Annotated in this window: 16 protein-coding genes; 3 read left to right on the top strand and 13 right to left on the bottom strand. The window is 46.0% G+C overall.

Annotated elements, in window-relative coordinates; genetic code table 11:
- Nucleotides 1-144 precede the first annotated feature (144 nt).
- On the bottom strand, nt 145-663 hold the full coding sequence (gene yfcD, locus AAY47_RS03955; protein WP_047767087.1) for an NUDIX hydrolase YfcD: 519 nt from the start codon (nt 661-663) through the stop codon (nt 145-147).
- Nucleotides 664-787: 124 nt separating this feature from the next.
- Here yfcD and AAY47_RS03950 point away from each other — a divergent pair, with 124 nt between their 5' ends.
- On the top strand, nt 788-1,408 hold the full coding sequence (locus AAY47_RS03950) for a glutathione binding-like protein (RefSeq protein WP_047767086.1): 621 nt from the start codon (nt 788-790) through the stop codon (nt 1,406-1,408).
- Nucleotides 1,409-1,556: 148 nt separating this feature from the next.
- Nucleotides 1,557-2,477, top strand: coding sequence for a TIGR01777 family oxidoreductase (locus AAY47_RS03945; protein ID WP_047767084.1), 921 nt, complete (start codon nt 1,557-1,559; stop codon nt 2,475-2,477).
- A 64-nt stretch (nt 2,478-2,541) separates the two neighbouring features.
- Here AAY47_RS03945 and AAY47_RS03940 read toward each other — a convergent pair whose 3' ends face one another.
- The 10 genes from AAY47_RS03940 to pdxB form a co-directional block, all read right to left on the bottom strand.
- Nucleotides 2,542-3,132, bottom strand: coding sequence for a UbiX family flavin prenyltransferase (locus AAY47_RS03940; protein ID WP_047767082.1), 591 nt, complete (start codon nt 3,130-3,132; stop codon nt 2,542-2,544).
- A gap of 45 nt (nt 3,133-3,177) precedes the next feature.
- Nucleotides 3,178-4,695, bottom strand: coding sequence for an amidophosphoribosyltransferase (purF, locus tag AAY47_RS03935; RefSeq protein WP_047767081.1), 1,518 nt, complete (start codon nt 4,693-4,695; stop codon nt 3,178-3,180).
- Nucleotides 4,696-4,727: 32 nt separating this feature from the next.
- Complete coding sequence (gene cvpA / locus AAY47_RS03930) at nt 4,728-5,216, bottom strand: colicin V production protein (RefSeq protein WP_047767079.1); 489 nt, start codon at nt 5,214-5,216, stop codon at nt 4,728-4,730.
- Nucleotides 5,217-5,357: 141 nt separating this feature from the next.
- The gene (dedD, locus tag AAY47_RS03925) at nt 5,358-6,044 is read right to left on the bottom strand and encodes a cell division protein DedD (RefSeq protein WP_047767077.1); all 687 of its coding nucleotides are present in this window, start codon (nt 6,042-6,044) and stop codon (nt 5,358-5,360) included.
- Complete coding sequence (gene folC / locus AAY47_RS03920) at nt 6,034-7,332, bottom strand: bifunctional tetrahydrofolate synthase/dihydrofolate synthase (protein ID WP_047767074.1); 1,299 nt, start codon at nt 7,330-7,332, stop codon at nt 6,034-6,036. The genes dedD and folC overlap by 11 nt, the downstream gene beginning before the upstream one ends.
- A complete protein-coding gene (accD, locus tag AAY47_RS03915) occupies nt 7,325-8,272 on the bottom strand; it encodes an acetyl-CoA carboxylase, carboxyltransferase subunit beta (RefSeq protein ID WP_047767072.1) in 948 nt (315 codons plus the stop codon). The genes folC and accD overlap by 8 nt, the downstream gene beginning before the upstream one ends.
- A 128-nt stretch (nt 8,273-8,400) precedes the next feature.
- Nucleotides 8,401-9,099, bottom strand: coding sequence for a DedA family protein (locus AAY47_RS03910; protein ID WP_047767070.1), 699 nt, complete (start codon nt 9,097-9,099; stop codon nt 8,401-8,403).
- A gap of 46 nt (nt 9,100-9,145) precedes the next feature.
- A complete protein-coding gene (gene truA, locus AAY47_RS03905; protein WP_047767068.1) occupies nt 9,146-9,985 on the bottom strand; it encodes a tRNA pseudouridine(38-40) synthase TruA in 840 nt (279 codons plus the stop codon).
- The gene (locus tag AAY47_RS03900) at nt 9,985-10,995 is read right to left on the bottom strand and encodes an aspartate-semialdehyde dehydrogenase (protein ID WP_047767066.1); all 1,011 of its coding nucleotides are present in this window, start codon (nt 10,993-10,995) and stop codon (nt 9,985-9,987) included. The genes truA and AAY47_RS03900 overlap by 1 nt, the downstream gene beginning before the upstream one ends.
- Nucleotides 10,996-11,049: 54 nt before the next feature.
- Entirely contained in the window at nt 11,050-12,177 is a 1,128-nt protein-coding gene (pdxB, locus tag AAY47_RS03895; protein ID WP_047767064.1) for a 4-phosphoerythronate dehydrogenase PdxB, read from the bottom strand.
- A gap of 287 nt (nt 12,178-12,464) precedes the next feature.
- Here pdxB and AAY47_RS03890 point away from each other — a divergent pair, with 287 nt between their 5' ends.
- The gene (locus tag AAY47_RS03890) at nt 12,465-13,367 is read left to right on the top strand and encodes a DMT family transporter (protein WP_047767062.1); all 903 of its coding nucleotides are present in this window, start codon (nt 12,465-12,467) and stop codon (nt 13,365-13,367) included.
- Here AAY47_RS03890 and AAY47_RS03885 read toward each other — a convergent pair.
- Together AAY47_RS03885 and tctD are read right to left on the bottom strand one after the other, a co-directional pair.
- Nucleotides 13,317-14,750 (bottom strand): sensor histidine kinase, encoded by a 1,434-nt coding sequence (locus AAY47_RS03885; RefSeq protein ID WP_047767060.1) that lies wholly within the window; start codon nt 14,748-14,750, stop codon nt 13,317-13,319. The two genes, AAY47_RS03890 and AAY47_RS03885, sit on opposite strands and share 51 nt — an antisense overlap.
- Nucleotides 14,750-15,415, bottom strand: a complete 666-nt coding sequence (gene tctD, locus AAY47_RS03880; RefSeq protein WP_047767059.1) for a transcriptional regulator TctD — start codon at nt 15,413-15,415, stop codon at nt 14,750-14,752. Before tctD ends, AAY47_RS03885 begins: the two co-directional genes overlap by 1 nt.
- Between the last annotated feature and the right edge of the window lie 140 nt (nt 15,416-15,555).

Here is a 15,555-nt window from a genome sequence, read left to right as displayed (position 1 = left end):
ATATTAAAGATAAGGTTCAATCATTAAATTTTATAAAACAAGGAGTATGTATTATAAATATACATACTCCTTGTTTAAATTAGGATTTAATATCAACGAAATACCCTCATTTCCGTAACAAATAATTCTCAATGATAGTGAAAACTACTCTACTTGATGGTTACGCTTTAACCATAAGGAGAGCGCTTTCAAGGAATCCTGCGTGAATTCATCACAACGGGCCGTGATCTCTTCCGGCGTCAGCCAGTAAACAGTGGCAACTTCTGCTTCCTGCAATGCAAATGGCCCATGACTAACACAACTGAACAAACCACCCCATATACGACAAATGTCCTCTTCATAATAAAAAACACCATGTTCGGCAAAAGGAACACCGGCAATCCCCAGCTCCTCCTCTGCCTCCCGGCGGGCAGCCTCAAGCAACGTTTCTCCCGCCATAACAACCCCTCCCGCCGTGGCATCTAATTTTCCCGGATAAAAGTCTTTCGTTTCTGTACGATGCTGAATCAGAATTTTGCCCATACCATCATGCACGACAATATAAGTCGCACGATGCCTCAAGTTCTGCGCTCTCATCTGTTGGCGAGACGATTGTGCAATGACTTCATTGCCTTCATTAACGATGTCAATCCATTCAATATTTGCTGATTTTTCTTGCATCATTCTAAAAACCCTTTATCAATCAGTTGCCTGTTACTTTTTGCAGTAAGTTTATAACATTTATAAACAAACGATGTTAAGGTAACATCGTTACATTTTTCAGAAAGTTATTATCGCTGGAGGTTATATGATAGATCTATACTATGCTCCAACCCCAAATGGCTACAAAATCACCCTTTTTCTTGAAGAAGCCGGCATTCCTTACACTATCTACCCCATCAATATCAGCACTGGCGAACAGTTCAAACCTGAATTTCTCACCATTTCACCCAATAATAAGATCCCGGCTATTGTCGATCATCAACCCGCCGATGGGGGAGAGCCTGTCGCTATCTTTGAATCAGGGGCCATTTTACTTTATCTGGCAAATAAAACAGGCCGGCTATTAAGCAAAGAGTTGCGTGAACGTACCGAACAATTGCAATGGCTGTTTTGGCAAGTTGCCGGCTTTGGCCCAATGCTCGGTCAAAATCACCATTTCAACCGCTACGCGCCAGAAGTTGTCCCCTATGCCATTAATCGCTATGTGGAAGAATCAAAACGTTTATACAAGGTGTTAAACACCCAACTGGAAAAAACGGCTTATCTCGGCGGAGACGAATATAGTATCGCAGATATTGCCACTTATCCGTGGGCGAAATGCCATGAATACCAAAAAATCGACCTACAGGATTATCCGGCGGTTGCTCAATGGCTGGATAAGATAAGCCGGCGTCCTGCGACACAAGCAGCCTATAAGGAAGCTTAACTCCAGATATGTAATAAATTCATCTGATGGCGAGATTTTGCACCATAAAACTTGATAGTGGTAACAGATAGCAGCATATTTCGCTGCCGATTAAGTCATCCCTTGTTATAGTCCAATGTACAATGATCTTTTGTTACAGGGGGTGGCTATGCGTATCTTAATTACGGGGGGCACAGGGTTAATTGGTCATCGCTTGACCTGCCAGTTGATGTCGCTCTCCCATTCCATCACCATTTTGAGTCGTTCACCACAAAAGGTGTATTCTCTGTTTTCTGATCGCGTTGAATGTTGGACAACGTTAAATGACCAACACCATCTCAATGGCTTTGATGCTGTTATCAATCTTGCTGGCGAGTCTATTATCAATAAACGATGGACACCAAAACAAAAAGAGAAACTGTGTCAAAGCCGCTGGCAGCTCACGGAACAATTGAGCAAGCTAATCAAGGCCAGTGAATCTCCGCCATCTGTCTTTATTTCCGGTTCAGCCGTTGGCTATTATGGCGATCAGGGACAATCAGTCGTTACCGAAAACGATCTTCCTCACAATGAATTTGCCCATCAGCTTTGTGAACGGTGGGAGCAGCTTGCCCTACAGGCTCAAAGTGATAAAACCCGTGTCTGTTTGCTGCGTACAGGCATTGTCTTGGCTCCCAAAGGGGGCGCTCTGCAAAAAATGTTGCCACTGTTCCGGCTAGGTTTAGGGGGAGCAATCGGCACTGGCAAGCAGTATATGCCGTGGATACACATTGACGACATGGTCAATGGCCTTTATTACCTGCTGGTATCACCTGATCTCTATGGTCCCTTTAATATGACATCTCCTTACCCTGTTCATAATGAGCTGTTTAGTGCCACACTCGCAACGGTATTACATCGTCCTGCTTTTATGCGCATTCCTGCCTTTGTGTTAAAAGTCATGATGGGAGAAGCCGCTGAGTTAGTCTTAGGGGGTCAACAAGCCATTCCCAAAAGACTGGAAGAAGCCGGATTTGGTTTCCGTTATTTTCAACTGGAAGAAGCCTTACAAGATGTAATAGAGGAAAAGGACAACGCTGGTGTAGCCTGAACAAAATATCAGGCAATAAACGATATGCTGTTGTGGTCTCTTCACAACAGCATATTGACTCAACTTACATGCCATATCCAATGGGCTTAACGCCCTGCCAACGGCTAAACAGATCTTCTGGCAAGTCAATATCAAATTGATCAAGCACACGGTTAACCGTCTGGTCGATGATACCCTGAATATGTTCAGGACGATGATAAAATGCCGGAACCGGTGGCATGATCACCGCCCCAATTTCCGCAGCCTGCGTCATTAATCTCAGGTGCCCCAAGTGCAAGGGCGTTTCCCTCACCCCCAGCACTAGCTTGCGCTTCTCTTTCAAAACAACATCTGCGGCACGGGTAATTAAGCCGTCAGTGTAACTATGCACAATTCCTGATAGGGTTTTTATGGAGCAAGGCAAAATCACCATCCCCAATGTCTTAAAAGAGCCAGAGGAAATGGAGGCGGCAATATCACGATTGTCATGTACAACGTCGGCCAAAGTCTGTACATCCCGCAACGTATAGTCCGTCTCCAATGCCAGAGTCTGCCGGGCTGATGGACTGATCACTAAATGCGTTTCAATGCCTTCTATTGGCCGCAAAACTTGCAGCAACCTGACACCATAAATCGCACCACTCGCGCCGGTCAGCCCGACAATCAATTTTTTCATGTTTTCCTCTGAGATTCTGGCTATAACTGCATGATAATAACAATATTATCCTTCATTATATATTTCCAGATCCTCTATTTCGCTCTGGCCACGCACTTTCATGGCATCATCTTTGCGCAGGTTTTCCAGATAGTCGAGGTAACACTGGTCAATGTCTTTCGTGACATAGATACCATCGAATACGGAGCATTCGAATTTTTCAATATCCGGGTTTTCTTCCCGGACAGCCTGGACAAGATCGTGGAGGTTTTGGTATATCAGGGCATCGGCCCCAATGATCTGACGAATTTCATCCACTTCCCGGCCGTGAGCAATCAGTTCATTGGCATTCGGCATATCAATACCATAAACATTCGGGAAGCGAACTTCCGGTGCCGCCGAAGCAAAATAGACTTTCTTAGCGCCCGCTTCACGCGCCAGTTCAACAATCTGTTCAGACGTGGTTCCACGGACGATGGAATCATCCACCAGCAAAACATTTTTACCCCGGAATTCAGCGCGATTAGCATTCAGTTTACGACGAACGGATTTACGACGCTCCTGCTGACCAGGCATGATAAAGGTACGCCCTACATAACGGTTTTTGACAAATCCCTGACGATAGGGTTTATCCAGAATATGGGCGATTTCCAGGGCGATATCACAAGAGGTTTCCGGTACGGGAATAACGACATCAATCTGTAAATCTTCCCATTCACGGGCAATTTTTTCCCCTAATGTCCGTCCCATCCGCAACCGGGCGTTATAGACCGAAATCTTGTCAATAAAGGAATCCGGGCGAGCGAAATAGACAAATTCGAACAAACAAGGTGTTAATGACGGATTTTCTGCACACTGGCGAGTAAACAGTTGCCCGTTTTCAGTGATATAAATCGCTTCCCCGGAAGCCACATCACGCAGGAACTCAAAACCCAATGTATCCAGCGCCACACTTTCCGATGCCACCATGTATTCATGGCGACCCTCTTCCAGTGTTTTCTTTCCCAGCACCAGAGGACGAATGCCATGTGGATCACGAAAAGCCACCACTCCATGCCCGATAATCATGGCAACACAAGCATAAGCGCCACGAATTTTTTTGTGCATTTTTGCGACTGCCGAGAAAATATCATCAGGCGCTAAGGGGAAATGGGGAAACTGGGCTAATTCATTGGCAAAAATATTCAGTAGAATTTCAGAATCTGAGGTGGTGTTGACATGACGGCGGGCATTTTCAAACAGCATTTTTTTCAATTCATGTGCGTTTGTCAGATTGCCGTTATGTGCCAACGTGATACCAAAAGGAGAATTCACATAAAAGGGCTGCGCTTCAGATGCACTGGAACTGCCCGCCGTAGGATAACGGACATGTCCAATGCCGACGGTTCCCTGTAAACGTAACATGTGCCGTGTTTCAAACACATCTTTGACCAAACCATTAGCCTTACGTAAACGAAACTCATTGTTACCATCAATAGTTGCAATACCTGCTGCATCTTGTCCACGGTGCTGAAGCACCGTCAATGCATCATAAATCGACTGGTTAACCGGTGTAAAACCGACGATACCGACAATACCGCACATGTAGCCTTTCCTCATCAGCCAAGCGGAGAGCGTTATCTCTCCGGCAGGAAACTCGACGCACTTTGTAGGTAGTCAAAAAACCACCTGATAATTTGACTAAACTGTGGGATCAGTTGTGATTGTTGCCAATCCTGGCTTTTGGGCAGTGGCGTGAAAGAGTCTGCAATAAACAGAATGGCAGACACCACCAAGACACCACGCAAGGCGCCAAAGCAGATCCCCAGGACCCGATCAGTGCCTGACAGGCCCGTTCGCTGAACAAGTGAACCAATGACATAGTTTACTACCGCGCCAATAATCAGTGTTGCAATAAATAAGATAGCAATCGCTATCCCATTGCGCACCAGTTCATCCTCAAGGCGGGTAAAATAAGCCGCCAAATAAGTATAGAAGTGGCTTGCAACAAAGAAAGCACAGCCCCACGTCATCAGGGAGAGCGCTTCGCGAACAAAACCCCGAATCAAGCTAACCAGTGCCGAGAAACCAATGATGGCAATGATCGTATAATCAATCCAGACCATATTTTAATCCAAAAACAGGCCCCCGACATTCAGGTCGGGCGCATTCTAACAGAAAACGAAAACGTTTGCGTAGTAGATTCATCACGCTACTGAAAATAATTTCCGGCAGGTAAACAAACCGCATTTGCTGTGCCAATCAGATTATGGCTTATAATTTTTGATCTGCCCTTGTAATCCCGTAAGTTCTCTTAATTCGGACAAAATAGATTCCAGTGCCTGCCTTGATGCATTCGGCCCGACATAGATCCGGGTTAACTGTCCCTGTGCCGGAGAAGAAGGCACTGTATATACCTGATGCCCGGAAAGACGCAGCCTTGCCACTATTTCGTCAACCTTGCCCGCATTTTTTAACGCGCCAAGCTGAACAACATATGCCGTTGCCTGAGGGGCTTGCTCGGTTGGCTTCGGTTTAGGTTTGGTTTCTGGCTGGCTTTCAATACGAGGTTCCGGTTTAACCTGTGGTTTAGTTGCCACTTTCTGTTGAGAAGATGACTCAGGTTGCCCCCCTGTTTTAGGATCTTGCGTGACAGGAGGTGCTGTTATTGGCTCTGAAGGCGATAGACGGGACAACATATCTATATCTGGCTCTTGCTCCTGTGATTGCATTGCTTCCGCAGCACCCTCAGGCGGTGTAGACGGCATGTTTTGTGTCAAGGGTGGGATCGCGTCAATATCCTCTTCATCACCCGGTTTTGGCACCAAAGGAATTGAAGCAAATTGATCTTCGTTATATTTCTTATCGCCATCAAAAATCATAGGCAGGACAATGACACCCAATGCAACGAGAACAATGGTGCCAACCAAGCGATTTTGGAATTTACTGGCCACTTTCCTTGCCCTCCTCCAGTGCTTCCATGACATGTGCAACAGTGTGGAAAGAGCCACAAACCACGATAATATCTTGCACTGATGCATCGTTCATTGCCTGCTGCCAGGCTGTTTTTACTTCGGGGAATGTCCTCGCCTGCACAAGATGTCCAGCCAGTACATCGGCTTCTGCTCCCCTCAGTTCATGCAATGATGCGCAATACCATTCATCAATTTGTTGAGAAAGACAGGCAAGTGTCCCTGCTATGTCTTTATCTCCCAACATGCCAACCACACCCCGGATCTTACTGTCTGGAGAACGAGTCCATTCTGCCAGTTTTTGCACCAGATAGCCCGCAGCATGTGGATTATGAGCCACATCCAAAATGACCAGCGGATTTTCCCTGACAATTTGGAAACGCCCCGGTAATTGCGCATTTCTTAGCCCTGCATGGATTGCTTGTTCATCAATGGCCCGGCTGACTTTGTCATCCTGCTGCAACAAGCAATCGATCACCCCCATTGCAGTTGCAGCATTTGCTAACGGCAAATTCGGTAAAGGTAACTCATTGAATTGTTGCTTATCGCTTCGCCAGTTCCAGCTATTTTCTTGCTGTGAGAAATGCCAGTCAACGCCACGGCGAAAGAGTTTAGCCCCCAATTCATCCGCAACTTCAGCAATTGAGTGAGGCATCTCAGGTTCACCCACCACCGCAAAATGTCCACGGCGGAAAATGCCCGCTTTTTCACGGCCAATGTGTTCACGATCGGCTCCCAACCAATCCGTATGATCCAGTGCAATACTGGTGATTGCGGCAATATCGGCATCAACAATATTGGTGGCATCCAAACGACCACCCAGCCCGACTTCCAAAATCACAACATCAAGAGCAGCTTCTTCAAAAAGCTGTAAGGCTGCCAATGTGCCATATTCAAAATAGGTTAATGAGATGTCGCCACGCTGCGCTTCAATCGCGGCAAATACACGGCAGAAATCTTGTTCTGCGGGTTCTTTCCCCTGAATACGCACCCTTTCGGTGTAGCGTACTAAATGCGGGGAACTGTACACGCCGACGTTAAGCCCCGCGGCCAGAAAAACAGATTCCAGGGCATGGCAGGTGGTTCCCTTGCCATTGGTGCCTGATACCGTGATAACTTTTGGAGCCGGTTTCAATAAACCTAACTGGCGGCCCAGTTTACCCACACGTTCAAGCCCCATATCAATGGCTTTGGTATGCAGGTTTTCCAGATAGGAAAGCCACGTCATGAGTGACGACGTGGCTTGAGGAATTTGTGAAATATCAGACATCTTCTTTATTAGGAGTGATGTTTATATCAGCTTCGACATCAGCAGAATCAACAACGATTGCTTCTACTGGCTCTGCTTTTGTGCCCGGATGAGGTTTGTGGGTCAACATGGCAAGCAGGCTGGCAACTTTATCGCGCATCTCTGGACGACGTACGATCATATCAATCGCACCTTTCTCCAGCAGGAATTCACTGCGCTGGAAACCTTCCGGCAATTTTTCACGCACTGTCTGCTCGATGACACGAGGACCAGCAAAGCCAACCAATGCCTTAGGTTCAGCGATATTGATATCACCCAGCATCCCCAGACTTGCCGTTACCCCCCCCATTGTCGGGTGGGTCAACACACAGATATAAGGCAAACCACGATGTTGCATTTTTGCCAGCGCCGCACTGGTTTTTGCCATCTGCATCAGTGACATCAATGCTTCCTGCATACGAGCGCCACCACTGGTGGTAAAACAGACAAATGGACAGTTGTCTTCCAGCGCCTGTTCAACGGCACGCACAAAACGCGCACCAACCACAGAACCCATTGAACCGGCCATAAAATTGAACTCAAACGCACCAGCCACAACGGGCATATCATGCAGCTTACCTTTCATGACGATAATTGCATCTTTTTCTTGCGTCTGCTTCTGGGCAGCGACTAAGCGATCTTTGTATTTTTTGGTATCGCGGAATTTCAGGATATCTTTCGGTTCCAGTTCACTGCCTAATTCTGTGCCAGTGCCTTCATCCAAAAATGAATGCAATCGCTTACGGGCTGAAATGCGCATGTGGTGGCCACATTTTGGACACACTTCAAGGTTACGCTCTAATTCAGCACGATAAAGTACTTGACTGCAACTGTCGCATTTTGTCCAAACTCCTTCAGGGATACTTGCCTTACGAGTTTGTATGATTTTGCTTTTGTTTAGAATCTTTTCAATCCAGCTCATTAATGAACCTTTCCGTCTGAATCTGGCTGCTGCCAGCTTTTGTTTTACGTGCCATTAAACCACAATGCCATTGCAGTGTGGATAAAAAACTGCTCAAACCTGTTTACGGTTGTCGATTTATCTATCGTCTATTTATCTACTGCACTGCCTGTTGCTTTTTTCGATGCAGCGCGACGATGACGCCAAATTTCTATGATGCCTGGCAGAATAGAAATAAAAATAATAGCAACAATCAATAATTTCAGATTTTGCTGTATAACGGGCATATCACCAAATAAATAACCGGCATAAGTGAATAATAGCACCCAGATAAATGCACCGATGACATTATAAGCAGCAAAGTGGCGGTAAGACATTTTCCCCATTCCGGCAACGAACGGGGCAAACGTTCTAATAATTGGCACAAACCGAGCCAAGATTATGGCTTTTCCGCCATGTTTTTCATAAAATTCATGGGTTTTATCTAAATAACTACGGCGAAAAATCTTTGAATTTGGGTTGGTAAATAATTTCTCACCAAAAACTCTGCCAATGGTATAGTTTATAGCGTCACCAATAATCGCGGCCGTCAGCATCAAAGCCACCATGATGTGTACATTCAGATCATTGGAATCTAATGCCGAGAGTGCGCCAGCCACGAACAGCAAGGAATCCCCGGGCAAAAATGGCGTGACCACTAAACCTGTTTCACAAAATATAATCAGAAATAGGATGCCATAAACCCAATCACCATAAAGGGCCACCAATTCAGCTAAATGGGCATCAATGTGTAAAATAAAATCGACAATGAATTTCGCAAAATCAACAAAATGAGTCAAAAACTCCATAATATTCCTCGTGATGACCGAACATCCCTGCCACTATTCGAAAATGTCAGATTAAATGATTTGCCAGAAACAGGGGTCCCATGATGGGTTCAGGTAAACCAAAACGCTCAGGATAATCCACAGCGACTAAATATAAGCCTTCAGCCTTGGCAGTGGCGGCCGCTTTTGTCCTGTCTTTCAGTGCCAATAATTCAGCCATCCAGCCAATATCCTGGTGACCACAACCAATCTCCAGCAAGCTGCCAACGATATTGCGTACCATGTGATGCACGAAAGCATTCGCCTTAATGTCCACGACAATATAGTGCCCGTGCCGACTCACGTTAATATGCATCATATTGCGCCACGGTGAATTGGATTGGCACTGCACTGCCCGGAAAGAGGTAAAATCATTTTCGCCCAACAAGCTTTGTGCCGCTTCATGCATTTTTTTCTCATCCAATGGATAATGAAAATGCGTGACGCCGTGCTCCAATACCGCCGGACGATAACGATGGTTGAAAATCACATAGCGATAACGACGAGCGGTAGCACTGAAACGGGCATGGAACTCATCATCCACCGTTTTAACCCAACGTACTGCAATATCCGGTGGCAAATGGGTATTGACCCCCATTGTCCAGGCTGCATCTTTACGTTGGGCTGAGGTTTCAAAATGCACAACCTGCCCAGTTGCGTGTACTCCCGCATCCGTTCTGCCCGCACAAAAAACTGAAATCGGCTCATTCGAGACTTTCGACAGGGCTTTTTCCAGACACTCCTGCACGCTTTTCACTTCTTGCTGACGCTGCCAACCATAATATCGACTGCCGTCATATTCAATCCCCAGTGCAATTTTTACTTTTTTTGCCTCTGGCACAGACTGACTCAGCTCTGTATCAGACATCAGTAAAATTGCTCCTGCATCAGTTTCTCGGCGATTTCAACCGCCATCAAGGCACCGCCGAAACGGATATTATCGGCAACTGACCAGAATTGCAGCATCTCTGGCAGACCATAATCATTGCGCAGACAACCTATGCTCAAACTATCGCTGCCCGAAGCATCCGTTACCGGCGTCGGGTAATCCCCCTCTTCTGAAACCCGAATTTCTTCAAAGCGCTCAAACTCACCACGAGCTTCTTCGATACCAATCGGACGCAGTGTTTCCACACTCACCATTTGCGCAATGCCATAAAAAACGGAGGATTGGACGCAACTGACAGAAACCGGCAATCCTTCATCCTGCAATACCTTGCGAACCTGATCGACAATACGGCACTCTTCACGCACCACACCTTCTGCATCTGGCAGCAAAGGCAGTAAATTGAAAGCCAGTTGTTTGCTGAAATAGCCTTCATCTGGTGGAATGCCATTCAATAAGCGGGCACTCTGACCTGCCAGTTCATCAATAGCGGCTTTACCATGAACAGAAACTGGCAATATGTTGGTCAAATGTAAACGGGCAATGCCTGCCGCATCGATTAATGGTTTGATGGCTGTCAGAACCTGACTTGTTGAGCTATCTGCCACCGCAATGATATTACGGTTACGATATTCAGCCAATGCGTACGGGTTAACGCCAGGAACAACCAGAGGCACATCGGGTTCTGCTGTAAATAAGCCGCTACTATCAATCACCAGACAGCCAGATTCTGTTGCTTTTTCAATATGTTGTGCCGTTATTTCCATCGTAGCGGCAAAAAAGGCGAGTTGTACCTGTGACCAGTCAAATTCTGCCACATCACGAACTGTGATGTTTTTTCCGTTAAAACGCTGGATCTTTCCAGCACTTTGCTCACTGGCAAGAAGATGCAGTTCACCAACCGGAAATTGACGTTCCTGTAATAACGCCAATATCGCTTCACCTACTGCGCCCGTTGCACCCAAAAGCGCAATACTCCAACCTTCTGACATGTTGGTTTTCTCCACTTCTTTTATTTTGCTGACAGACAGGGATTCCTGCCTGTATTAAATGACTTTTGCGTTAAATCCAATTTTGGACAGTAATTGAGCACTCTCTTCTGAGTCACAATGCACGGTCAGGGAAGACCATTCCCGCCGTTCTGGATAGTATTTGCGTAATCGATCAAAAGCACCTTGTTGATCCGCAACCTGACGTAAAGGTGCATCATCACGGCGCACATCATACACTAAATGCATCAAACGCTTGAGGAGACTTTGTGTCACATCCCCCCGTACTGTGACCTGACTGAAATCAGGTGTCGGCAACAGATCAGCCAACGCTGTCTTGCGAGGTTGCCCCAGGAACTCACAATAGGCCTCAAAAACCTGAGTTGTACCCCGTGCTTTGCCTTCCAGGGTATAACCAGCAATATGTGGAGTCGCAATATCCACTAACGCTAACAGGGGTAGAGAAAGGTTAGGCTCTGGCTCCCAAACATCAAGCACTGTGCGTAACTTTTTGCCATTTTGCAGCGCGGAAAGTAACGCTTGATTATCAACCACCTCGCCACGGCTGGCATTAATTAAAATACGGTTATCCGGTAATGCAGAAAGTAATTCTGCATCAGCCAAATGATACGTCTGGTATGGGCCAGAGTGATTAAGTGGTGTATGGAAAGTCAGAATATCCGCTTCTTGCACCAATTTTTCTAACGGCCAAAACGCCCCTTCATCACCCCGATCTGCCCGAGGAGGATCGCACAGTAACGTCTTCACGCCCAAAGCCGCCAGTCGATCAGCTAAACGCCCCCCGACATTACCAACACCGACTATACCGACAGTCTTGTCTTTCAGCTGAAATTGATCTCGTTCAGCCAATAGCATCAATGCCGAGAAGACATACTCAACCACGGCAATAGCGTTACATCCAGGGGCGGCGGAAAAACCAATCCCTGCCTGAGATAACCATTGCTGATCAACATGATCCATTCCCGCAGTGGCAGTTCCGACAAATTTCACCGAACTGCCTTGCAACAACGATTCATTGACTTTAGTGACAGATCGAACCATAAAGGCATCGGCATGTTCCAAAATTCCTTCAGGCACCGGGCGTCCTGGAATTGCCTGCACTTCACCTAATTGCTGGAAGAGCTGTTCAGCATAAGGCATATTTTCATCAACTAAGATTTTCACTTTTCTCATCCAATGGCTTAAATGGGCGTGATCCACTATTCTGCCATTTTATCTGCATAAAACCTATATTCACAGAAAACCTATATTCACAGAAAACCTATATTCACAGAAAAGCTATATTCACAGAAAACCTATATGCCCTTATACTCGATGAACTTCAGGTCGCAATCCGCAAGACGACGCGAGGCCTTATATTTCCCCGCGCAGCGGGAAAATATAACACGCATCTTGAAGTTGGATTGGTATAGACTCACTAAACGATTTACTTACATGAATAATTTCACTCAATGAAGAACTTATTATTCCCCCTCGTCGCGGTGTTGATCTGGTCAGTCAATGCCGTTGTCAGCAAAGCGGCTGCCACCCTGATTGAACCTGCTGCAATTTCTTTCTACCGCTGGTTTATTGCCTTTCTGGCCCTGACGCCTTTTCTCTTATTGCCAGCCCTAAAGCAGCGGAAAATCGTTGTCCAATATTGGTGGAAGCTACTGATTTTGGGTTCTCTGGGTATGGTACTTAACCAAAGCCTGGCCTATTATGCCGCTCACACCGTCAGCGCGACAATCATCGGCATTTTCACTTCCTTGATACCTTTATTAACCGTCATTATCAGTATCTTTGCCTTACGGGTTACCCCCACTGTTGGTATCACTCTCGGCACCGTGTTATCTCTGTTTGGCCTTGTGTGGCTGGTCAGCAAAGGGGAACCCGCTTCATTATTGCAACATGGCCTGGGGATTGGGGAAGTGATGATGTTTATTGCCGCCGCTTCTTATGCCTTATATGGGGTTTTAACCAAACGCTGGGCAATTCCATTACCCAACTGGCAATCACTCTATGTACAAATTGGGTTTGGCGTTTTATTGCTTCTGCCTAATTTTATGATAACGGACAATGTTCAGTTAACAGCCGATAATCTTTCCCTTGTTCTGTTTGCTGGCATTCCCGCTTCCATTCTTGCGCCCTATTTGTGGATACAAGGTGTCACCCGCATTGGCGCAGATATGACGTCTATTTTTATGAACCTGGCACCTGTATTTACTGCCATCATTGCTATCGTGGCTCTTCATGAGGAAATGCACAGTTACCACTTAATTGGGGGTGGCATTGTGTTAGCGGGTGTGATACTTGCGCAACAGTTACGCATCCCGCTCACACGCAGAAAGCCTGAACACAATTCTTACCAATAATCCCCCCAATACCTCACTGGGTAAAAGCTGGAGAGTGGCACGGTGATACTGGCAAATTTCTTTAACAATAGTCAGCCCTAATCCTGCCCCCTCCAGCCCGGCGGCGTTGTCCAAACGGTTAAATGCCATTAGCGATTGATGAATATCTTCCTGGGCGATACCCGACCCTGAATCATCGATCTCAAGGCAAGCGTGTTTTTTATCTGGCATTATACTCACCCTTCCCGTTACCACTCCCATTTGCGGGGTATATTTGATGGCATTGTCCAGCAAGTTAGCGCACATTTCGGCTAACAATAGCGGATCGCCTCTGATCCCTAAGGCATCTTCCCCTTCGTAACCTAAGTCAATGTTTTTGCTTTCTGCCTGCTGTAAGCGAGAAAAGCAGACTTGTTGCAACAGCGCCACGATATTGACCGGCTGATAATTTTGTATTGCCTCTTTTTCATGCACTCTAAGTTGTGAAAGTTGCAGCAGACGATCAGTCAGCAAGATCATATTATCCAAACTCTTATCAATTGCCGTCAGTATGCTATCCCGCTGTTCTGAAGCCGGGTTGCCACGTGCTACCGCAACTTGTGTTTTCAATACCGCTAAAGGGGTTCTCAGTTGATGAGAAGCATCCGCACTGAATCGCTCCTGGCGTTCAACCATTAAACCCAACCGCCCAATATATCGGTTAAGCGAGTGCAGTAAGGGAACAAGTTCGGACCACGGTAAAATATTTGGTAATGGTGTTAGATCATTAGCAGAACGGAGGCTCATAATGCCTGAAAGCTTCCGCAACGGTTTCAGCAGGAGCCTGAGCAGAATGTAAGCAAGGAGTAATGTCAACAATACGACCGTCCCCTGATTAACCAGCGAAGACAGCAGTAACTGTTGAGCCATATATTGGCGGGAAGATACAGTTTCCGCCACCAATATCAATGCCATCCCCATTATGTTGCCTTCATTGACGGGTTGGTATAACCCCACTACTCGTATAGGCTGCCCCTGATATTCCGCATCATAAAAATAAGCCAGTGCCGTATACAAGGGTGAACGCTGGACGTTCTGCGGTATTCGCGGGAGGTCGTCATAACCGGAAATCGTCTTGCCTTTCGGCGATATGACCTGATAGTACAGGCGATCATTTGTATTGCGTTCGAAACTGTCCAAAACAACATAAGGTACATCAACGAGCAAATTTTGCTCTCTGACAGTCAAACGTTCAGCGACTGTTCTTGCTGAAGCAAGCAGTGTTCTGTCATAAGCCAGCATAGCCGCATTTTTCACACCGATATACTGGCTATAAACAGAAACACAACCCAATAATAGTAAAGGGACGCCCAGAAACAGCAATAATTGGTGGAATAACGATCGCGGTACTTTCAGATACTTCATTATGCCAGCCGCTCCAATCGATATCCCAATCCACGTAATGTCCTGATTTCTACATCACTGTCGATTAATTTTTTCCGCAACCGATGAACATATAGCTCTATGCTTTGTGGATTTGCCTCATCCGATAGAGAAAACACTTGCTCAAACAGTTGCTGTTTAGAGACCGGACGCCCCCGACGATAAAATAGTGTTGTTAAAACAGACAATTCTCTGGGTGTCAGTGCCAGCAGTACATTGTTCAGTACAAAATACCCTTCGCCTTCATAAGCTAATGAACCAAATTTCTGTGCTTCTTGTGGTATAGCTGAACTACGGCGTAACAATGCACGAATACGGGCTTCCAATTCCTGAAAATCAAAAGGCTTAGTCAGGTAATCATCGGCACCGGAATTCAATCCTTTCACACGATCCGTAACCTCTGTTTTAGCCGTCAATAACAACACGGGTAAGTTTTGACCACGCTTACGCAGCCGTGATAACAGAGACAAACCATCTAATCTGGGTAAGGCCACATCCAGAATCAACAACGCATAATTTTCAGTCTGCAAAAGCTGATCTGCCACAATACCATCTTGCGCCAGATCCACCACAAACCCAGCATTATTCAATGCCTTCTGTAACCAATGTGATAATTCTGAGTGATCTTCAACCAATAATAGCCGCATTGAATAATACCTATTGTCAAAAATTAACCAGAGAAATAAAGCGGAGATATCACATAATTGCAATATTAAGATTTAGCAATTGCTTAGGGGTTAACAAAAAACATGAATGCAAACAATTAATTAACAAAATCATGTAAAAC

This window comes from Xenorhabdus griffiniae (assembly GCF_001028135.1).
GTDB lineage: Bacteria > Pseudomonadota > Gammaproteobacteria > Enterobacterales > Enterobacteriaceae > Xenorhabdus > Xenorhabdus bakwenae.
The sequence above is the reverse complement of the archived record's forward strand: the minus strand, read 5'-3'. Positions and strand labels throughout refer to the sequence as shown.